The 20928-nt window shown below is 38.3% G+C and carries 27 protein-coding genes; 20 read left to right on the forward strand and 7 right to left on the reverse strand.

The features are described 5' to 3' along the window. Positions 1–3: 3 nt before the first annotated feature. From TY13_RS00105 to TY13_RS00195, 19 genes are all read left to right on the forward strand, one after another. Positions 4–486 carry a Na+/H+ antiporter subunit E gene (locus tag TY13_RS00105; protein WP_042470155.1) on the forward strand — a complete coding sequence of 161 codons (483 nt, stop codon included), beginning with the start codon at positions 4–6 and terminating at the stop codon, positions 484–486. After that, positions 486–770: a Na(+)/H(+) antiporter subunit F1 gene (locus tag TY13_RS00110; RefSeq protein WP_042470157.1), complete on the forward strand. Its 285-nt coding sequence runs from the start codon at positions 486–488 to the stop codon at positions 768–770. The genes TY13_RS00105 and TY13_RS00110 overlap by 1 nt, the downstream gene beginning before the upstream one ends. Continuing rightward, the gene (locus tag TY13_RS00115; protein ID WP_042470161.1) at positions 748–1158 is read left to right on the forward strand and encodes a Na+/H+ antiporter subunit G; all 411 of its coding nucleotides are present in this window, start codon (positions 748–750) and stop codon (positions 1156–1158) included. Before TY13_RS00110 ends, TY13_RS00115 begins: the two co-directional genes overlap by 23 nt. A 175-nt stretch (positions 1159–1333) precedes the next feature. Next, positions 1334–2224 (forward strand): nuclease-related domain-containing protein, encoded by an 891-nt coding sequence (locus TY13_RS00120; protein WP_042470163.1) that lies wholly within the window; start codon positions 1334–1336, stop codon positions 2222–2224. Between the two features lie 402 nt (positions 2225–2626). After that, positions 2627–2998 carry a GntR family transcriptional regulator gene (locus TY13_RS00125; RefSeq protein WP_042470166.1) on the forward strand — a complete coding sequence of 124 codons (372 nt, stop codon included), beginning with the start codon at positions 2627–2629 and terminating at the stop codon, positions 2996–2998. A gap of 2 nt (positions 2999–3000) precedes the next feature. Next, entirely contained in the window at positions 3001–3864 is an 864-nt protein-coding gene (locus tag TY13_RS00130; protein ID WP_042470167.1) for an ATP-binding cassette domain-containing protein, read from the forward strand. Continuing rightward, positions 3848–4558: a hypothetical protein gene (locus TY13_RS00135; protein ID WP_154661479.1), complete on the forward strand. Its 711-nt coding sequence runs from the start codon at positions 3848–3850 to the stop codon at positions 4556–4558. The genes TY13_RS00130 and TY13_RS00135 overlap by 17 nt, the downstream gene beginning before the upstream one ends. After that, positions 4555–5262 (forward strand): hypothetical protein, encoded by a 708-nt coding sequence (locus TY13_RS00140; protein ID WP_042470172.1) that lies wholly within the window; start codon positions 4555–4557, stop codon positions 5260–5262. Before TY13_RS00135 ends, TY13_RS00140 begins: the two co-directional genes overlap by 4 nt. Positions 5263–5283: 21 nt before the next feature. Beyond that, positions 5284–6102: a metallophosphoesterase gene (locus TY13_RS00145; RefSeq protein ID WP_042470174.1), complete on the forward strand. Its 819-nt coding sequence runs from the start codon at positions 5284–5286 to the stop codon at positions 6100–6102. A gap of 317 nt (positions 6103–6419) precedes the next feature. After that, positions 6420–6983, forward strand: a complete 564-nt coding sequence (locus tag TY13_RS00150; protein WP_042470178.1) for a hypothetical protein — start codon at positions 6420–6422, stop codon at positions 6981–6983. A gap of 311 nt (positions 6984–7294) precedes the next feature. Further along, the gene (locus TY13_RS00155) at positions 7295–7555 is read left to right on the forward strand and encodes a metal-sensitive transcriptional regulator (RefSeq protein ID WP_042470180.1); all 261 of its coding nucleotides are present in this window, start codon (positions 7295–7297) and stop codon (positions 7553–7555) included. A 50-nt stretch (positions 7556–7605) separates the two neighbouring features. After that, the gene (locus tag TY13_RS00160; protein ID WP_042470183.1) at positions 7606–8085 is read left to right on the forward strand and encodes a DsrE/DsrF/DrsH-like family protein; all 480 of its coding nucleotides are present in this window, start codon (positions 7606–7608) and stop codon (positions 8083–8085) included. A gap of 10 nt (positions 8086–8095) precedes the next feature. Then, a complete protein-coding gene (locus tag TY13_RS00165; protein ID WP_042470185.1) occupies positions 8096–8443 on the forward strand; it encodes a rhodanese-like domain-containing protein in 348 nt (115 codons plus the stop codon). 5 nt (positions 8444–8448) lie between these two features. After that, positions 8449–8751 (forward strand): rhodanese-like domain-containing protein, encoded by a 303-nt coding sequence (locus TY13_RS00170; protein WP_042470188.1) that lies wholly within the window; start codon positions 8449–8451, stop codon positions 8749–8751. Between the two features lie 5 nt (positions 8752–8756). Then, positions 8757–9314, forward strand: a complete 558-nt coding sequence (locus TY13_RS00175) for a sulfurtransferase TusA family protein (protein ID WP_042470191.1) — start codon at positions 8757–8759, stop codon at positions 9312–9314. 64 nt (positions 9315–9378) lie between these two features. Next, the gene (locus TY13_RS00180; RefSeq protein WP_042470192.1) at positions 9379–10506 is read left to right on the forward strand and encodes an MBL fold metallo-hydrolase; all 1128 of its coding nucleotides are present in this window, start codon (positions 9379–9381) and stop codon (positions 10504–10506) included. A gap of 171 nt (positions 10507–10677) precedes the next feature. Continuing rightward, a complete protein-coding gene (locus tag TY13_RS00185) occupies positions 10678–10905 on the forward strand; it encodes a sulfurtransferase TusA family protein (RefSeq protein WP_042470195.1) in 228 nt (75 codons plus the stop codon). Between the two features lie 113 nt (positions 10906–11018). After that, positions 11019–11792, forward strand: a complete 774-nt coding sequence (locus tag TY13_RS00190) for a sulfite exporter TauE/SafE family protein (RefSeq protein ID WP_042470196.1) — start codon at positions 11019–11021, stop codon at positions 11790–11792. A gap of 66 nt (positions 11793–11858) precedes the next feature. Continuing rightward, a complete protein-coding gene (locus TY13_RS00195; RefSeq protein ID WP_042470198.1) occupies positions 11859–12785 on the forward strand; it encodes a dipeptidase in 927 nt (308 codons plus the stop codon). A 63-nt stretch (positions 12786–12848) separates the two neighbouring features. Here TY13_RS00195 and TY13_RS00200 read toward each other — a convergent pair whose 3' ends face one another. After that, on the reverse strand, positions 12849–13334 hold the full coding sequence (locus TY13_RS00200) for a PCYCGC motif-containing (lipo)protein (RefSeq protein WP_042470201.1): 486 nt from the start codon (positions 13332–13334) through the stop codon (positions 12849–12851). A gap of 417 nt (positions 13335–13751) precedes the next feature. On the opposite strand from TY13_RS00200, the gene nhaC reads away from it, so the two are divergent. Beyond that, a complete protein-coding gene (nhaC, locus tag TY13_RS00205) occupies positions 13752–15182 on the forward strand; it encodes a Na+/H+ antiporter NhaC (protein ID WP_042470203.1) in 1431 nt (476 codons plus the stop codon). Positions 15183–15230: 48 nt separating this feature from the next. On the opposite strand, the gene TY13_RS00210 is transcribed toward nhaC, so the two are convergent. From TY13_RS00210 to TY13_RS00235, 6 genes are all read right to left on the reverse strand, one after another. Beyond that, positions 15231–17636 (reverse strand): heavy metal translocating P-type ATPase, encoded by a 2406-nt coding sequence (locus tag TY13_RS00210; protein WP_042470205.1) that lies wholly within the window; start codon positions 17634–17636, stop codon positions 15231–15233. A 78-nt stretch (positions 17637–17714) separates the two neighbouring features. Next, positions 17715–17921, reverse strand: coding sequence for a copper chaperone CopZ (gene copZ, locus TY13_RS00215; RefSeq protein ID WP_042470207.1), 207 nt, complete (start codon positions 17919–17921; stop codon positions 17715–17717). A gap of 14 nt (positions 17922–17935) precedes the next feature. Next, positions 17936–18259, reverse strand: a complete 324-nt coding sequence (locus TY13_RS00220; RefSeq protein WP_042470208.1) for a metal-sensitive transcriptional regulator — start codon at positions 18257–18259, stop codon at positions 17936–17938. 363 nt (positions 18260–18622) lie between these two features. Further along, positions 18623–19135 carry a peroxiredoxin family protein gene (locus TY13_RS00225; RefSeq protein WP_042470211.1) on the reverse strand — a complete coding sequence of 171 codons (513 nt, stop codon included), beginning with the start codon at positions 19133–19135 and terminating at the stop codon, positions 18623–18625. Further along, a complete protein-coding gene (locus tag TY13_RS00230) occupies positions 19128–19685 on the reverse strand; it encodes a hypothetical protein (protein WP_042470212.1) in 558 nt (185 codons plus the stop codon). Before TY13_RS00230 ends, TY13_RS00225 begins: the two co-directional genes overlap by 8 nt. After that, positions 19682–20860 (reverse strand): serine-tRNA(Ala) deacylase AlaX, encoded by a 1179-nt coding sequence (locus TY13_RS00235; protein WP_042470215.1) that lies wholly within the window; start codon positions 20858–20860, stop codon positions 19682–19684. The genes TY13_RS00230 and TY13_RS00235 overlap by 4 nt, the downstream gene beginning before the upstream one ends. Positions 20861–20928: the final 68 nt, after the last annotated feature.

The raw sequence follows: 20928 nt of genomic DNA on the forward strand, positions 1-20928 counted from the left end.
ACTATGTTCGGTCAGTTTATTTTAAATTTATTTATCGCATCCCTATGGTTTTTATTGAAGGACGATCCTAATGCTGGTTTTCCTACGTTTGTAGCTGGTTTTCTAGTAGGAATTTTTATTTTATACGCGATGCATCGTTTTTTCGGCACACAGTTTTATTTACGCCGTGTATTTAAAGTATTTAAGCTTATAACATTATTTATTCGGGAGCTTACTTTATCAAGCTTCGCAGTTGTTCAGCAAGTATTGACACCACAGTTAAACATTACACCGGGCATTATTACATATCGTACAGAGCTTCGCGGAGATTGGGAAATTACAGTGTTAGCGTTGTTACTAACATTAACTCCTGGCTCTGTTGTGATGGAAGTGACGGAAGAAGGCGATATGTTTTACATCCATGCAATGGATATAGAGGAATCGAAGGAAACTTTACTTCGTTCAATAGGTAAATTTGAGAAGGCGATTATGGAGGTGACACGTTAATGATTGAGAAAATTTTACTTATTTCACTTGTTTTGTTTATGATTGCGATAGCGCTCCTTCTTTATCGTGTTATCGTGGGACCTTCAATGCCTGATCGCGCTATTGGGCTTGATACAATAGGTGTTAATTTGATTTCTTCCATCGCTATTGTATCAATTTTATTGAAAACGAAAGCTTTTTTAGAGGCAATTTTGATATTAGGTATTTTGGCGTTTATCGGTACAATAGCCTTTTCAAAATATATAGAAAGGGGTGTTATCGTTGAACGTAAGTCAAATCGTTGAGTGGGTAGCTGTGCTGATGATTTTGTTTGGTTCAATTATTAGTGTTGTTAGTGCATTCGGTATGATTCGTCTGCCTGATGTCTATACGCGCTCACATGCTGCAACGAAAAGTGCCACTTTATCTGTATTAGCCTGTCTTTCAGGTGCGTTTATTTATTTCTGGAGCCACGATGGTTATGTGAGCATCCGTTTGATATTGGGGATTATTTTCGTGTTTATTACAGCACCAGTTGCGGGACATTTGGTATGTCGTGCAGCATATCGTTCACGTGTGCCACTTGCTGAAGGGTCTGGTGAGGATTTATTAAAGCCTGTGTTGTTTGGTGATGAGGTAACTGTGCCTGAGCATAATGAAGAGACGTTAATCGAACGCGAACAAAAAGAATAAAGTTATCCACAATTTTGCGCTTACTTCTTTTGAGAAGTAGGCGCTTTTTTTGTAGAAATAAAAGAGTATATGTCGAATTTTTTGAATTGTGGATAATTTTTTACTAATCCCCTATTTTTTATGTGAATAACTCTCTTAATTGAGGATAACTTTGTGGAAAAGAGGAGGAATATGTGTGTTAAATCGTTTCGTTGTGGATAATTTAGAATTTGCTGAAATGAAGTGGAAGGCCATGCAAGCTGGAGATGCAGGAGAAGCGCAGTTACGAATATTATTAGAAAATTACCAGCTAACAGAGCACGTATTATTCAATGTATCATTACAGGCTAGTGGCAAATTTCAAATAGATTGTATTGTAGTGACCGGAGGGTTTGTACTAGTACTTGAAAGTAAAAATATTGCGGGTGAGCTATCCTTTGAGGAAAATCCAACTCGCTTAGTACGAGTGCGTAATGGTGTGGTTACGACTTTTGAAAGTCCTGAAATTCAGTTAGAAAGAAATATGCAATTATTGCGTCAGTGGCTTACGCGCCATCAAATATCAATACCCGTCATCGGTGCAGTCGTCTGGACAACATCGAGCTATCCACTAATTATGAAATCCCCAAAACATTTACCGATGATGTTTTTATCAACAGTACCTACATTTTTTACACAGCAGCAGGCACATTTTCCAAAAATTTTAACTAAAGAAGATTGCAGCGAATTAACGAAGTTGCTAGTAGAGGAAAATGAACGCTGCAAATTTTCGAGGTATCCGCTATTTCCTAGATGGCAAACTAAAGTATTATCAATCAAACAAGGCGTGCGTTGCGTTTGTGGCTCCTTTGCTATGCAGCGCAACAAAAGTAGCTGGCACTGTGAGGTATGTGGTATTTATGATAAACGAGCACATATTGCTACATTGAAAGAATGGTTTATATTTGTAAAGGATACAATTTCTAACCGTGAGGCGTGTTATTTGCTAGGGATAGAAAGTCGCCACATCGCAAAAAGATTACTGAAATCAGCGGGATTAATTGAAACAGGTGGCGGACGAAGCATAGTTTATAAATGGCCCTGGTAGTTTTGGAAATTAAAATGGTGCCACCTAAATGATAGCTTCATAGGGAGAGTCATATGCTTAGGTAAAAAAGAATTGCCCGATTAGGTGAGGAAGTATGCCTAAATAAGGGAGATGCGCTCAATTAGGTAGGAAAAGCGCTCAAATAGAGTGAAAAAGCGCTCAAATAGACGGAGAGTATGCCTGAATAAGGGAGAAACCGCTCAATTAGGTAGGAAAAGCGCTCGAATAGAAGAGGAAAACGCTCGAATAAAGTGAGAAACTGCTCAATTAAAATACCCTTCACGTCTATGCATCACATATAAAGGAAAATATATAGCGTTTGATTGCAGTGCTTGACAAAAACATGGAAATTATATATAGTGCATTACAACACTAATGTACTAATCGAGGGGGTGTTCTAATTTGAATTTAAATATAGATGGAACGACGCCTATTTACGTGCAGATTGCGGAATGGCTACGAAATGAAATATTGGCAGAGCGCCTTGTGGCAGATAGTAAGGTGTATTCGCAGTATCAACTGGCAGAGTTATTTAATATTAATCCAGCGACTGCTGGGAAGGGATTAACACTCTTGTTAGAGGAAGAGATTTTATATAAGAAAAGGGGTCTCGGAATGTTTGTGACAGCACAGGCGAAAGAGATGATTTTACAGAAAAGGCGTGGTGAGACGTTGCAGCAGCTAGCTAGAGAATTGGTGGTTGAGGCGCGACGACTTGCGGTGACAGATGATGAGCTAATAGAGCTTGTTCAAAAAATGCAAAGAGGTGAATAGCTTTGATCAAGTGTGAAAATATCGTGAAAAGATACCGAGGCAAAGAGGTGCTAAAGGACGTCTCATGCCAGATAGAGGAGCATAAAATTATTGGTCTTATTGGGCGCAACGGTGCTGGTAAATCGACATTTTTAAATATTTTAGCAGGGCATATTAAACCAACAGCAGGAAAGGTAACTATTTATCAGGATAATCCGTTTAATAGCATAACAACTGCAACGAATACAATGTTCATTGAGGAAGGGATGACATTTCCAAATGGCAACAATATAGCTCGAATTTTGGAAATAGCGAAATGTTTTTATCCAAATTGGCAGCAGGAGCTAGCAGAGAAGCTATTGCAATATGTCGGTATTTCCTTAAACGGTTTGTACGACAAGCTATCAAAGGGGCAACGTTCTACTTTTAATTTAGTTTATGGATTGTCGGCACGTTGTGCAATTACGTTGTTAGATGAGCCGATGAATGGAATGGATGAGGCAGTGCGTGCGGATATGTATCGAGCTATTTTAAAAGAATATATCGCATATCCACGTACAATTATTATTTCGAGCCATCATTTAAAGGAAATTGAGCATTTAATTGAAGAAATTTTATTAATTAATAATGGGCAGGTGGCACTACATAAAGAGCTTGAGGAAGTACAGCAATTTGCAGTGCGTCTTATAGGGCAGCCTGAGCAGTTAGAGCCTTATCGCAATCATGCTTTATTTGAGAGAAACGAAGGACCACTAGCGGAAATTATTGTAGAGAAAAAATATTTCAATGGACATTCGAGTATTCAATCTGAAGCAGTTTCAGCAAGTGATGTATGTAAATATGTGACAGCCAATAGGATGGGAGGGATTGATGATGTATTCAAATAATGTGTCGATATGGAAAAATATCGTGTCGCAAGTGAAATGGAAACTAGGGGCACATAACAGCGCTGTACTGACAATAGTTATTATTCAACTAATTATTGCGGCAATAGCGAATCATGGGAGTATGCGTGGTAGCGGTCTAAATAATATGCAAGTTACAGAGTACATTTATAGCTTAGATAGTGTAATGATGGTATCAGTAGTTGCGGTAGCAGCAACTTGTATCGCGCTATCATCTAAAAGAACACAAAGCGATAATTTAGCAATTCCGACCACTAGATTAACAGCGAGTATTTCAACAATTTTATTTATATGGATTATCACATTTATTACAACTGTAACAGCAATCGTTTCGCAAAATTTGGTACAGGTTGTGAAAATACTTGTTTTAGATCTTGATATTATTGGAAGGACACTAGTTCCAAGTGTGACAGTATTTTTTGTATTTTATTTTATATTGCTTTGTGCTGGGGCAGTGGGCTATTTTATTGGAGTCATGTTTAGTTTATCAAAAATAGTAACGATTTTAAGTGGCGTATTGTTTATAGTCTATCTAGCTAAGGTTGAACAAAATATATTCATTTGGTTATTAGACGAAAGTTACGGAATGTTTATGCTGAAAATATTGCTAATCGCAATTGTATTTTATGCTCTAGCATTGTTCGTCAACAATAGGCAGGAGGTGCGTAGAGGATGATTATATCGCTAGTACCAATATTAATTTTTATATTCATTATTTTTGTTATAGTAAATGGATTAGGCCGGCTACCTTTGCGCTTTAAAACGTTGTTTACGAAACGTTTTTATCAGCTACTAGCAGTATATATCTTAATAGGATTAATTGCGACATTTGCTTTCCCTTATTTACCAAATGCACAAAAAGCATTATTATCTGAAAAAGAAATAAAGAAAAAGCTAGACGAATCACAGTATTTGGAGCAGCTTGTGTTGAAAAAACGCTTTGCTGAAATTGATCCAGCATATTTGAAGGAAGAGCGAACATTTACTGTACCAACAGAGGAACTAATAGTAAAAACAAACTTAGATTATCCAGCAACCCGTATTATTGTGACATGGCGAGATGATGCAACGTCAAACGATATTTATGCTAGCTACTATGAATTTCCATTTATATTTTCTGGCATTGATGTAACAGATCAGGTAGTAATTCCTGAAATTAGCTTCAAAAGTAATATTTTATCGCTTTTTGAAAGAGAAGGTCAGGCTACATACCGACGTATTGTGCCAGAAATTTCATTATTTGGGGGATATTACAGTATGCATAGTACTGATGAAAAATACTATAATTATGTGATGGGGCAGCAAATGTTGCATTTAAATGTTCCAAAACATATAAATATTATTGATAATAGTGGTATGATTCAGTATATATATTATTAATAATGAATTGAGCGGTGTAGTTTGAAAAAGTTAGCAAAAATTATTTTTATTATTGTCGTAGTTTATGTCTTTTTGCAAGTAAATAACAAATGGCTTGTTGTGACGGAGCATGTGTATGAATCGGAGCGTGTGCCAGCAAGCTTTGATGGCTACCGTATTACGCAGGTAACAGATTTGCATGATGCGATATTCGGCAATAGGCAGAAACGATTGATTGAAAAAGTGCGGGCTACCAATCCAGATGCAATTTTCATTACAGGAGATTTGATCGATAGCAATCGTTATAATTTGGAAAATAGTTTAGAGGCTGTGAGAGGCTTTGTTGAAATCGCAGATGTTTATTATGTGCTTGGTAATCATGAGGTTGCAACGAGGAAGATGACCGAGATTTATACGGCATTGACCGAATTAGGTGTGCATGTGCTGCCAAATAGTGCGTTAACGATTGCACGTGGCAATGAGCAAATAATTATAGCGGGTATTGAAGACCCTTTAATGGGCTATACAACACAGGAAATGCTAGTTATGACATTTGAGGATGTGCCTAGTGGCATGTTTACATTGTTATTATCACATCGTCCAGAGCGCTTTAACACGTATGTCGATAATGCCGTTGACCTTGTTTTTACAGGCCATGCGCATGGTGGGCAAATTCGCCTGCCATTTATAGGTGGACTAGTTGCACCAGGGCAAGGATTTTTGCCTAAGTATACGGCAGGCACATATGAGGACGATGCAACAATGATGGTTGTGAGTCGAGGATTAGGGAATAGTGTTGTGCCATACCGCATTTTTAATTTGCCCGAGATTGTGACAGTAGAGCTACGAACTGCAAAATAATGAGGGAGTTGTCCGAAAAGCAGCGCGTTAGCCTGCCTTTCGGACAACTTTTGCTGTTTTATTGAAAAGTTAACTATTAAAAAAATGTAAGTAATCTTTATATCCTGTCCTGTAAATAGTATTGGGGGTATATTGTCTTTATTGAATAATGTAAGACGAGCTATGCCATCCTTTCCCACTATATTTAGTTGTTCCACTTTCAATATCTTTTGCCTATTCATAATATTTCCTTTTCCTCCAGGTACTTAAATTTTCTGAAACTTTTGCATATTTAATTCGTATATAAGCTATACAACGAATGAGGAAGGTGAGGTTACATGATTCATCGAGAAAAAAGGACTATTTATATTATATTTGCAATAGCAATTGCATTAATCGCGCCAATTATCGTTATTTTTACGCCGTTTACTGTGGGGATGATTTTTTATGATAACGCGGATAAAATTGTTTTTATTCCATCGCCATCAAGCTTAGGTGTCTATGCTTCAGCATTTATAGCAGCTTCGGCAAGTTTAGTTATCATTTATTTTTTGCAAAAGAGGATTTTAAAAATTGCTGTAGGTATTTTGGCAATTGTTGCTTTTCTGTTTTTATTTGTTAGTGGGACGAAAAGTTATATTTATATAGATAAAGAGTTTATTGAAAGCTCGCATGGGCTAAAGGGGCAAAAACAATATACATGGGAAGAGATTACGCAGCTCGATTTAACGAAAAAAACAGTTGGTCGAGAGCGGGAAGATCATATTATTTTCATATTTAATGACCAATACAAGTTGTCTATTTTAGTAGATGGAGTAGTGAATTATCACGTTGAAGGCCAAATTGTTGAACGTGCGCAAAAATTTAATATTCCTGTGAATCAAATTATAGTGAACGATTAATATATTTTGGCGAAATACCTAGGTAGGTATAAATTATTTGGGGCATCGACTACTGTACGCATATGTCATTTAGATGAAATTCCATGAGATATATGCATTGTTGTTCAGATTAACGCTGCTATAATGTGGCGATGGATATACAAAGCGATTCTGGACAATTTTGGTGAAAAATAAATAGTAGGTGTTGATAGTTTGAAGCAACACCTACTTTACTAATGATAATCGTTATAAATTTTTTAGTTGACAATATACCTATAGGGGTATAATATGAATGACATAAACAATAAATCAATGTCTGGAGGTGTTGTAATATGACATATGATAAAAAAGTAATGAATCGTGTTAAGCGTATGGAAGGTCAATTGCGTGGCATTTTACGCATGATGGAGGAAGGGCAGGATTGCCGAGAGGTCATTACACAATTGTCTGCCGTGCGCTCTGGTGTAGATAGAGCCATTGGTGTAATTGTTAGTGAAAACCTTGTCGAATGCGTACAAAAAGCTGGCGATAATACAGAGGAAGTTAATGCTTCAATTCAAGAAGCAGTTAGCTTATTAGTGAAAAGCCGTTAAATCGAAACGGCTCTATATTTTATAAAAATAAATACCTATGGGGGTATAGAGTGTTGGAAAAGAAAAAAACGACAATTGTATTGTTTAGTGGGGACTATGATAAGGCGATGGCAGCGTATATTATCGCCAATGGGGCAGCTGCTTATGACCACGAGGTAACGATTTTTCATACATTTTGGGGGATTAATGCCTTACGTAAGCAGCAGCCTGTCGAGGTGCAGAAGGGCTTTCTTGAAAAAATGTTTGGACGCATGATGCCACGTGGTGCTGAAAAATTAGGCTTATCAAAAATGCAAATGCTCAGTATGGGACCAAAAATGATTAAGCATGTAATGAAAAAACATAATGCTTTAACATTAACACAGCTTATCGATATGGCACAGGAGCAGGACATTAAGCTCGTATCTTGCACGATGACAATGGATTTATTAGGGCTTCAAAAAGAGGAGCTTTTAGATGGTGTGCACTATGCAGGTGTAGCGGCTTACTTGGCTGATGCTGAGCAAGGGCATGTCAATCTGTTTATATAGGAGGATTCGCATGACAGCCTTTATTATTTTTTTGATTGTTATTGCATTTTTAACATGGCGTATGTTGCCAGCTAAGGGCATAAAGATCATTTCCGTTGAGGAACTTAAGAAAATTATCAACGACAGCAATAATCTATTTATTGATGTGCGTACACCCGCTGAATATAAAGGGCGACATATTCCACAATTTAAAAATATGCCACTTGGCACTGATTTTTCAAAGCTACCAAAGGACAGAGAGATTTTTGTCATTTGTCAAAGTGGTATGCGTAGTACGCAGGCATGTAAGCAAATGAAAAAGCTAGGCTATCATAATGTTACGAATGTTCGTGGTGGTATGAATGCATGGAGAGGATGAGGAAGATGAAGGAAATTTCTACAGAGCAAGTAGAGCAATTGTTGAAAGCAGGTGAAAAAGTACATTTGATTGATGTGCGAGAAGTAAATGAGGTGCAGATGGAGCATATTCCAGGAATAATGCACATACCATTAGGGTTGCTAGAGTTTCGTATGCATGAGTTAGATAAAAAAACGCCATATATTATAGTATGTCGCTCTGGTGGGCGCAGCGGCCAGGCAACTGCATTTTTGCAAGACCAAGGCTATGATGTTACCAATATGGTGGGCGGCATGCTAGCTTGGCAAGGAATAGTGAATAGGGGGTAAGTGATATGGCTGTAAAGGCAGATATACAAATTGACGCAAAGGGCTTAGCATGCCCAATGCCAATTGTACGTACAAAAAAAGCAATGAATGACTTAGTAGATGGGCAAATTTTAGAGGTGCAAGCAACAGATCGTGGTTCTACGGCTGATTTGGCTGCATGGGCACAATCTGTCGGACATCAATATATTGGAACAGCGGAGCAGGGAGAAGTGCTCTATCATTATCTCCGTAAATGTTCGAATGAAGATATTGTAGAAACCCCATTTGAACAGACTGTAACGAATGAACAATTGCTAAACTTAACGAATGGTGTCATTTTAGATGTACGTGAGGAAGCGGAATATGCATTTGGTCATATTACAGGAGCAAAATCGATTCCATTAGGAGAGTTAGATGAACGTTTACATGAGTTAACTGAGGAACAGGCGATTTACGTAATTTGTCGCACAGGAAAGCGCAGTGATTTGGCAGCACAAAAACTAGTAAATGCAGGTTTTCAAAATGTCTATAATGTTGTACCAGGGATGGTCGAGTGGCAAGGCGAGTTAGAAAAATCGATATGAAATACAGCAGTGGGGGAAGCCCCGCTAAAAAAATCAAAAAAATAATACCTACGGGGGTAATTTTATGGCAGTAAATAAATGGACAGCAGCAGAAGTAGCTCAAAAAGTAATTGATAATGAAAAGCTATTTATTTTAGATGTACGTAATAAAGATGCCTTTGAGGATTGGAAAATAGAAGGGAAGCAATTCGATTATTTAAACATTCCCTATTTTGAATTGCTTGATGGCGTAGAGGAAATATTGCCACAAATTCCAACAGATAGAGAGCTATTAGTTGTTTGTGCAAAGGAAGGTTCATCCATCATGGTTGCACAGATGCTAGATGAGGTAGGGCGTAAAGCAGCCTATTTAGAAGGTGGAATGAAATCTTGGAGCACATATCTTGAGCCCATCAAAATAGGAGATTTAACAGGCGGCGGTGAGCTGTATCAATTTGTTCGCTTAGGTAAGGGCTGCTTATCTTATATGATTATTGCGGATGGGGAAGCAGTAGTAATTGATGCAGTACGCTTTGCGGATATATTTGTTGATTTTGCTAAAGCAAAAAATGCGAAAATCACCCATGTATTTGATACGCATTTACATGCTGACCATATTTCTGGTGGACGACAAATTGCGGAGGCAACAGGTGCTGTGTATTATTTACCAGCAAAAGATGCAGAGGAAGTCGTGTTTGATTTTGAGAATTTAACGGATGGGCTTAAAGTGCAAATCGGAGCAGCAGATATTGCTGTAGAGGCACTATACTCACCGGGGCATACAATTGGTTCAACATCCTTCGTCATTGACAATCGCTATTTATTAACAGGAGATATTTTGTTTATTGATTCGATTGGTCGCCCTGATTTAGCAGGCTTAGCGGAAGATTGGGTAGGTGATTTACGTTCAACATTATACGAGCGATATCGAGAGCTAATTGACGACTTAATCGTCTTGCCAGCGCACTTCATGATAGTGGAGGAGCTAAATGCAGATGGCTCAGTGGCGAAGCGCTTAGGTGATTTATTTGCAGAAAATCACGGCTTAAATATTAACGATGAAGAGGAATTCCGCACAACTGTAACAGACAATTTACCACCACAACCAAATGCGTATAAGCAAATTCGCCAAGTTAATATGGGCAAATTAAAACCTAGCTACGATGAGCAAATAGAAATGGAAATCGGTCCAAATCGTTGTGCTGTAAGATAAAGTGAATCTACAATCAGTGGGGGTTTTCTCATCCCCAACTGATTGGAAGTTTCACCAATCGGGTTTTTACAGGCTGTTTAATCTCCGATTTAAACATCTCGATTTTATCTGATGTTTTGAAGGGGTTCTTACAGCCTGTTAATACGAGATAATATTAAGGAGGAATTTTCAATGGAAAATACAAAAATTTTAGATGCAAAAGGCTTAGCGTGTCCAATGCCGATTGTACGTACAAAAAAGGCAATGGATGCACTTCAATCAGGTGAGATTCTAGAGGTACATGTAACAGATCAAGGTTCATTAGCGGATATTCCTGCATGGGCAAATGCAGGAGGCCATGAAATCATCGAGCAATCGGAAGTGGCGGGCGTGTTAGTATTTCGTATTAAAAAGGCATAGCTAAATCAAGATAAAGCCTCTGGCGGACATCACATATTTTTTCGAGAATAATCGTAAAAATCTTGATGAAGTTTAGTTAGAGGTACTTGATTTAATAGAAAGAAGGAACAATGATGGGCTTAACATCTATTATAGTGCTTTTAGCAATTGGCTTTATTGGCTCGTTTATTTCAGGGATGCTTGGTGTGGGGGGCTCTATTATTAAGTATCCGATGCTCTTGTATATACCGCCATTATTCGGCTTAGCGACATTTACAGCACATGAAGTATCTGGTATTAGTGCTGTGCAAGTGCTTTTCGCTTCGCTTGCAGGTGTGTGGGCTTATCGTAAGGGAGGTTATTTAAATAAATCGCTTATTGTAACGATGGGAAGTGCTATTTTAGTAGGGAGTTTCGCTGGTAGCTTTGGCTCATCTAATTTATCTGAAGCGAGCGTTAATATTGTTTACGGTATATTGGCGACAATTGCTGCTGCTATGATGTTTGTTCCCAAAAAGCAGCTAGATGATAAGCCTTTAGAGCAGGTGACATTTAATAAACCGCTTGCAATCATTCTTGCATTTATTGTGGGCGTAGGGTCAGGTATTGTTGGGGCAGCAGGTGGATTTTTACTTGTGCCAATTTTACTTGTCATTTTAAAAATTCCAACACGCATGACGATTGCGACGAGCCTGGCGATTACATTTATTTCATCCATTGGTGGTAGTGTCGGTAAGCTGATAACGGGTCAGGTTGACTATGCAGCGGCAATAATTATGATTATCGCAAGCATTATCGCAGCTCCTCTTGGCGCAAAAGTTGGCAAGGTACTGAATACAAAAGCATTACAAATGATTTTGGCATTTCTTATTTTAGCAACAGCTATTAAAATTTGGGTGGATATGTGAAGGTACTAAGATAGCAAACCTCTTTCGTATGCGTCATAATATTAGATACGAAAGGGGAGCTGTAACATGAATTTTCCAATTATTGATTTACATTGTGATGTGCTGTATAAGTATGAGCAGCAGGAAGTTGATTTTATGAATGCACCACAATTAGATGTGAACTTACAAAACTTGCGAGGAGGAAATGTCAAAGTACAGGCATTCGCTATTTTTATTAATCCAAAAATTGCAAAGGTCGAAAAAATAAAGTCTGCTCTACGTCAGCTTTATTATTTCAAAACGTATGTAGTGCGACCAGAAAATAAAATCGTGCATATTAAAAATTGGTCTGATATTGAGCGGTTACAGGATGGCGAAATCGGTGCAGTACTAACAATTGAAGGTGTCGATTTCCTTGAAGGCGATATTAAAATGTGGCATTTATTTCGAGAATTCGGTGTTTTAAGCATTGGTCTAACATGGAATAATGCGAATGAGGCAGCGGATGGTGTTGAGGAAGATTTAGGTCGTGGCGTAACAGCATTCGGACGTGAAATTATTCAATTGAATAATAAACATAAGGTGTTGACAGATGTGTCTCATTTAAGCGAAAAAAGCTTTTGGGATGTGATGGAGCTTGCGGATTATGCTATTGCTTCACACTCAAATGCTAAGGCGCTATGCTCGCATCGACGAAATTTAAATGATGAGCAAATTAAAGCGATGGTTGCGAAAAATGCACCTATTCATATTGTCTACTTCCCAATGTTTATCGTAGAAGAGGGAGAGGCAACGCTCGCGCATTTAATAAAACATATCGATCATATTTGTGCACTTGGTGGTAAAAATTTAATTGGATTAGGCTCAGATTTTGATGGAATCGATAGAAAGGTTATAAATTTAGAAAATGCTAGTAAGCATCCAAATTTATTGAAGGAGCTTTTAAAATATTATTCAGAAGATGAAGTGCGTGGCTTTGCTTATCAGAACTTCTTAAATCATTTGCCGAAATAGGTTTGCCGTTAATTTAAAAGCGCAAGAAATCAGAAGTTGATTTCTTGCGCTTTTAAGCTTCTATTATGCTGGGAAAGGTGTGTCTGTTGGCTTTTCGTAGCCTTCTTTGTACATTTCATCAATTGCTTTTCGAATTTCTTTTAAATCCATGCCGTCCTTATACATTTTTGCAGATTGTAATGCGATTTCTAAGCATGCGAGGCAGCGAGTTCCGTGATCATCCCACACAATAGCCCCGTTATCCTTCACTTCTTGAATAAAGCAATTTAAGTTGCTGCGATGCCCTGCTGATTCTCCACAGCCACAATAACAAGGAATCCATTCTAAAATACCTGTAGCTTGTCCTGCTATTTGATACGTAAGACGAATATTTTCAGATTGTTCGTCTAAAAAAGTAGGTAGTATTTCAGCGCTTGCTGTTTCTTCTTGAATATCTCCATTGCTATGCGCATGACCGTCACTTTCACTTTCGTCATGTACCACTTCCTTCGAACCACATGCAGCTAACAATAAAACCATAACTAATAAACTAAACAGTAATTTTTTCATTTCATCAGCCTCCCCTTTAAAATTAATATTAATTATAGCATAGGGGGGTATGGTACAAGAATGGATAATTCATGACAATGTTACATTTTAATTTAATGGGAACCTCATTAATCAGTAATATTTTCATACATCAGATAAGTTTTGGGGGAAATTTACTAACATTCAAACTATTGTTCTACTATGAGAATTAGAGTAATTTTAAATTTCAGCAAAAACTGCTTGAAAGCGTTTTTTTTCTGCTCGAATTAGATGAATTTCTTAGAACGGTCGAAAAATTTTGCGTTGATTTTTATTTTTCAAACTATTAAGCTGAGAAAATGTGAGGACAAACTATTTTTTTTCACATATTTAAAAGAAGTTTGTATGTAACTACATCAAACGATAAAGGGATAGCATAAATGTAAAGGGGTTAAGGTAATGAAAAAGGAAATAACTGCAAAATGGGCATTGCTTACTTTTGTTATTATGATTACAGCGATGATTATTACTGTAGTAAAATTAGAGCAGGGACCGCATGTACCATTAATTATTGGTACGGCTGTAGCGGCAATTGTTGCCAAAATACATGGCTTCAAATGGAGCGAAATTGAGGAAATGATGTATAAAGGAATACGTCTAGCCTTGCCAGCAATTGTTATTATTATTTTAGTAGGCTTAGTTATTGGCGCATGGATTGGTAGTGGAGTAGTTGCCACAATGATATATTATGGTTTAAAACTAATTTCTCCAGCATGGTTTTTAGTTACAATTATGCTGTTATGTGCAATTGTATCTTTAGCAATTGGTAGCTCTTGGTCAACGATGGCGACAATTGGTGTTGCAGGTATGGGTATTGGCTTAAGTATGGGTATCCCAGCAGCAATGATTGCAGGTGCCGTTATTTCGGGTTCTTATTTTGGTGATAAAATGTCGCCATTATCAGATACAACAAACTTAGCAGCAGGTTTAACAGGAACAGATTTATTTGCTCATATTAAACACATGCTTTATACAACAATACCAGCTCTAGTTATTACATTCGCAGTTTTTGCTGTTATGGGTCGAAAATTTGCAGATATTTCAATGAAGTCAGAAGAAATTTTGACAACGCTTAAAGTAATGGAAGAAAGCTTTGTGATTTCTCCATGGTTACTTCTTGTTCCAGTAGGGGTAATTGTACTTGTTGCGATAAAGGTTCCAGCAGTTCCAGCATTAGTTGCAGGTATTGTAGCAGGCTTCTTATTACAAATTTTTGTACAAGGCGGAACGGCAGCAGAGGCGGTTACGGCGTTACAAGAAGGTTTCTCCATCACAACAGGAAATGCAATGGTGGACGATCTCTTTAATCGCGGTGGTTTAGATTCAATGATGTATACGGTTTCAATGACGATTGTTGCGATGACATTTGGTGGCGTTTTAGAGTATTCAGGTATGTTAAGAGCCTTGATGAATGTTATTTTAAAGTTCGCAAAATCTACAGGAAGCTTAGTTGCTTCTACGATTGCGGCATGTATTACGACAAACGCAACATGCTCAGAGCAATATATTTCAATTGTTGTACCTTCACGTATGTTTGCGGAGGCTTATGAGAAGCGCGGTTTACACTCTAAAAACCTATCACGTGCTTTAGAGGATGGCGGAACATTAACATCTGTTTTCATCCCATGGAATACTTGTGGCGTATTTATTTTTGCTACATTAGGTGTAGGGGCAATGGAGTATGCACCATATGCCATTTTAAACTTCCTAGTACCAATTATTTCGATTATTTATGCATATGTAGGCTTCGCGATTGTCAAGCTAACGCCTGAAGAAATGGCAGCAGCAGAGCAACGCAGAAAGAAGCAGGAGCAGGAAGTTATAGTTTAAAGTGAAAAATCGCATGAAATCTATTTTCAGAGATTTCATGCGATTTTTTTAATGAAGTTTTACACGCTGTAATCGGAGTGCATTGAGTACCACTGATACAGAGCTAAATGCCATTGCAGCACCAGCAACCCAAGGTGCTAGTAGACCAACTGCCGCAATTGGAATACCTAAGGTGTTGTAGGCAAAAGCCCAAAATAGATTTTGTTTAATATTGCGCATCGTTTTGCGACTCATTAAAATCGCATCAGCAATACCATTTAAATCACCACGAATTAATGTAATATCAGCGGCCTCCATTGCGATATCTGTTCCTGTCCCAATTGCCATACCGATATCAGCAGTAACGAGGGCAGGGGCATCATTGATACCATCACCAACCATTGCAACCTTCTTTCCAGCAGCCTGTAGTTTTTTTACTTCCTCAGCTTTGCCTTCTGGAAGCACCTCTGCAATAACTTGATTTACACCAACTTCAGCACCAATAGCGCGCGCTGTACGTTCATTGTCACCTGTCATCATAATAACTTCGATGCCCATTACTTGTAGGCGTTCAACGGCTGCCTTCGAAGTTTCCTTCACCGTGTCAGCAACTGCAATAAGTCCAGTATACTGTCCGTTTATCGCTATAAGCATAGCTGTTTTCCCGTTTTCCTCTAACGATTCCATCGATGGTAAAATTTTTGTAATATCAATGCCGTATTGTGCCATTAATTTGCGTGTACCAACCACAACTGCTTGCCCAGAAACGGTAGCCTGCACACCGTAGCCAGGAATTGCCTCGAAATATTGTACATCGCCTAATGTAATATTGCGCTCTTCAATACCTTGCACAATTGCTTGTGCTAATGGATGTTCAGACTGCTTTTCAGCTGCGCCGACTAATGATAATACGGTTGTTTCTTCAGCTCCGTCTGCTAATAATACGTCTGTTAATACTGGTTTACCATATGTTACAGTTCCTGTTTTATCAACAACGACTGTATCAATATGTCCAGTTTGTTCTAAATGCTCTCCACCTTTAAATAAAATTCCGAATTCAGCTGCACGTCCAGAGCCTGCCATAATCGATGTTGGTGTAGCAAGACCGAGTGCACAAGGGCAGGCGATAACGAGAATTGTAATGAAAATTTCAAGTGCAGGTGTGAATTCACCAGGTTTTACCCAGACAATCCAAACGATAAATGCTAACACAGCAATTGCGACTACAATCGGTACGAAAATGCCTGAAATTTTATCAGCAAGTCGCTGAATTGGCGCTTTAGAGCCTTGTGCATCCTCAACTACTTTAATAATTTGAGCAAGTGCAGTGTCACGTCCAACCTTTGTCGCCTTCATGCGAATAAAGCCATTGTTATTGACTGTCGCACCGTATAATAAATCGCCGACTTTTTTATCTACAGGTAAGCTTTCACCAGTCAGCATAGATTCATCCACTGCTGTACTACCTTCGATTACTTCACCATCTACAGGGATTTTTTCACCAGGCTTTACTAGTATAATATCGCCAATGATTACTTCCTCTACTGGAATTTCTTTTTCAACACCATCACGTACAACTAAGGCAGTTTTTGCTTGTAGCCCCATTAATTTTTTAATTGCCTCAGATGAACGACCTTTTGCTTTTGCTTCGAATAATTTACCAAGCAAAATTAATGTAATCAAGACGGCACTTGTTTCAAAGTATAGTTGTGCATGATGTGAATTGCCATGTAAAATTGCTTGATACACACTGTAAAAATAGGCAGCAGATGTTCCCATTGCAACAAGCACATCCATATTGGCGCTGCCATTGCGTAATGCTTTATAGGCACTCACATAAAACTGCCAGCCAATAATAAATTGTACAGGAGTAGCTAGTGCCATTTGCACCCATGGATTCATCAAAAAGTCAGGTACATATAAAAAGGATGTAAAAGAGAAATGTCCAACCATCGTCCAAAGTAATGGAAGTGATAGAATCGCTGATGCGATAAATTTACGCGTTTGTTTTTGAATCGCTTGTTGACGATGGTCTGTTGCTTCTTGCGCAACAGGCTGAGCTGCGCCATAGCCGAGTTTTTCAACACGTGCAATAAGATCAGCCACTGCAATTTCAGCAGGGTTAAATTCAATTGTCGCCTTTTCCAACGCTAAGTTGACATTGGCAATTGTAACACCAGGTAATTTGTTTAAGCCTTTTTCAATGCGCGTCGCACAGGCTGCACAAGTCATACCTGTAATATCTAATTCGGCCTTTTCCTTCACGGTTCCATAGCCAAGTGACTCGATTTTCTTCTCTAAATCAGCGGTGTTAATTTTATTCGCATCGTACTTAATTGCAGATTTTTCGAGAGCTAAATTGACAGTTGCTTCCTCTACGCCATCCATTTTGTTTAAACCTTTTTCAATGCGTGTTGCACATGCAGCACAGGTCATCCCTGTGATTTGTAATGTCGTTTCTTTTGTTGTTGACATTTTGCTCACCTCACATACTGTATAGGGGTATGTATTTTTGTAAAGAATAGAGTGCTTTTATAAGCACTCTTCATCATTTTACTGGACGTCATAACCTTGATCGTCGATTGTTTCCTTGATTTGTTCAATTGACACTTGCGCCTCGTCAAAAGATACAGCTACTGTTGCTTCCTCCAAGTTTACTGATACTTGCTCAACACCTGCAAGCTCTCCAACGCTTCCCTCAACTGCTTTCACACAATGACCACATGACATACCTTTAACATTTAACGTTACGTTTTGCATAAATAATCCGCTCCTTATTTTTTCATTAATTTATGAATCGTTACAACTAGTTCATCAATAATTGCATCATCGCCTTGTGATAGGCGATCAACTACACAGCCTTTTAAATGACCTTCAAGTAAAATTTTTGCGACGCTATTGAGTGCAGATTGTGTTGCTGACAGCTGTGTAATGACATCATCACAATATACATCCTTCTCAATCATCCCTTTGATACCGCGAATTTGACCTTCGATACGATTTAAACGTGTCGTTAAGTCTTTTTTTACAGACTCAGGATGGTGACTTTGTCGACAAGCAGTATTTTCATCCATATTATGAGTAGTTTGCTCCATCATGCTCGCCTCCAATCTTTAAATTCAATTTACCATACCTATGTAGGGTATGTCAATGGGCATGTTTTGCAAAAGAAAAATTAATTAAATGACAGATGAAAAGAAGGAGGTGTAGATAAATGTTTTGAAATAACAAATAACTAGGGTAATTTGCAGGTAAATTATAGGAAAGCACAGATAAGTCGTGAGAAAACGCAGATAACATAGGGAATTCGCAGATAAGTCATGAGAAAGCGCAGATAACCTGGGAAAATCGCAGATAAATCATAAAAATTCGCAGATAACTCAATAAAGATTGCGAATAAACTGCAAAATAATAATCAATAAAATAAATAGCCCACCGATTTCTCAGTGAGCTAAGATTATTTAATAAGAATCAATAATGTTTTCCATTGTTTCTTCGTCTAAGGCGCCGATAAATTTCTCGACGATATTGCCATCTTCATCAATGAAATAAGTTGTAGGGATTGTGATGACCTCGTATAGCTGACCTACTTCGCCATCAACATCAAGCAAAACAGGGAATGTCAGCTCATAGGCGTCTACAAAATCCACTGCGTTGCTAACTGAATCAGAGGCTGTTAAATTAACAGCAAGCAATTTGACGTCGCTATTTTCATTATTCTCATGGAAATTTTGCAGATGTGGCATTTCTGCTTTACATGGTGGACACCATGTAGCCCAGAAGTTTAAAACGACCTTTTGTCCTTTGAAATCTGATAAAGAAATTTTTGTACCATCAAGTGCCTCTAATGTGAAATCGGCTGCCTGCTCAGTGCTTTCAGGTTTTTCTTTTTTATACATAGCGTTTGCTATAGCGAATGCGACAAGGACAATTGCAATCGCTAGAATGACGATGGATGTAATTTTTTTAACCATTTGTTCTCTCCTTTATTGTAAAAAGAATTGAGATGAAAATGAACATGCTAAATGTAAAAAACTTCGTTAATGTTAGCGTATGCTGTAGCGATAAAGTTAGTAGTTCAATCATGAAAAATAATATAACCCATTGCAGCTTAAGCTTTTTACGCAGGGACAAAATGAGGCAAGCGATGCCACCTTGTATGATTGTGAATAAAAAATCGCGCTGCAATAAATTAAAAATCGTTTCAAAAGTATACATATAAAGCAGCAAAACGATACCAGCTTGAACCTTGATGGAAGGATACTTTTTTGGTGCTAATAGAATAATGTATATAGCTGAACTCACAAGTCCTAGCCAATGCCCCTTAATCCCACCATTAAAATAAAGCAAGCCAAGTATGCTCTCCCAATAAAATAAGACATAGCTAAATTTCCACACGAGCACATAAATAAAAAGCGCGTTGCCGAACCAATCATCTATCTTTAAAGATATTAAAAAGGCTGTTCCTAGAACCGCTATCCATAGCGCTGGAATGGAAATACCGAACAACTGAAAATAGGTCATTGCCCCAAAGTTTTAACCATATATTCTAGTAATTCTGAGGTAGTAACCAATTTTTCTCCTCCGCCTTGTGCAAGCGCATCGCTACCGCCACCTTTGCCATTTACAATAGATAAAGTGGCTGCCGCCAAATTTTTCATGCTGACAGTGACATTTTGACCGCGTGCCGCCACAAATTGCAGCTTGTCATCGTTGCTTGCAACGAGAAGGGCAATGACTTCAGCATCTTGTTGGGTAATGCAACGACCTAGCTTTTGCAATGTTTGAATTGGGCGATTTTCAAATTGTGCAGCGACAACATGCTGCTGTGCGTCTGCTAATAATTCTTGTGCCTCATATTGTAATAAAGCCTCTTGTGCCTCTGCTAAATTTCTATCAGTTACTTTCGCGCTATCCATTATTTTTTTCAATGCAATGGCAGACTGCTCCTCCGGTACGCTTAATTGCCTTGCAACATCTGTAAGAACAGCCTTCCGCATTGCAAGCTCCTGTAACACACGCACACCGCAAACGAAATAAACACGAATTTGCTTTTTCATTTTTTCGGTCGACATAATTTTTAACATACTAACTTGCCCTGTTGATGTAGGATGCGTGCCACCACAGCCGTTATAATCGTAGTCTGGAATAATAACGAGGCGAATATCTTCATCGACCGCTACATCTTTCCGTAAATTGTACTGTTCTAATTCATTCTTCGTTACCCATTTCGTTTCAATTGGGCGATTTTCTAAAATAATTTCATTGGCACGTGCCTCTGCCTGCTGTAGTTGCTCTTGTGAGATTTCCTCTGTGTCGATATCAATCGATACAAGACCTGCTCCTAAATGGAAGCTTGTCGTCGCATAATCGAATAATTCGACAAAGGCCGCTGTTAAAATATGTTGACCTGTATGCTGCTGCATATGGTCAAAGCGACGCTGCCAATTAAGCTTACCAGTTACCTCCCCTAAAGATAGCTGTCCATTAATATAGTGACGAATTTCTCCATCAACCTTCTCAACATCGTTAACTTCTACATCGTCAAGCCAACCCGTGTCATGGGGCTGCCCGCCACCTGTCGGATAAAAGGCTGTATTTGAAAGCACGACGTAATCACGACCATCATTGCCAATATGTAAAACCTGCGCTGAAAACTCTTGTATTGTCGAATCGACATAATATAGTAAATTTTCCATTTTCCCATCTCCTTTGCATTCTATTTTGGCATATGACTTACAAGCTGTCATCTAGTTGACGCATAGTA

It is taken from the genome of Bacillus ndiopicus (genome assembly GCF_000612805.1).
GTDB lineage: Bacteria > Bacillota > Bacilli > Bacillales_A > Planococcaceae > Metasolibacillus > Metasolibacillus ndiopicus.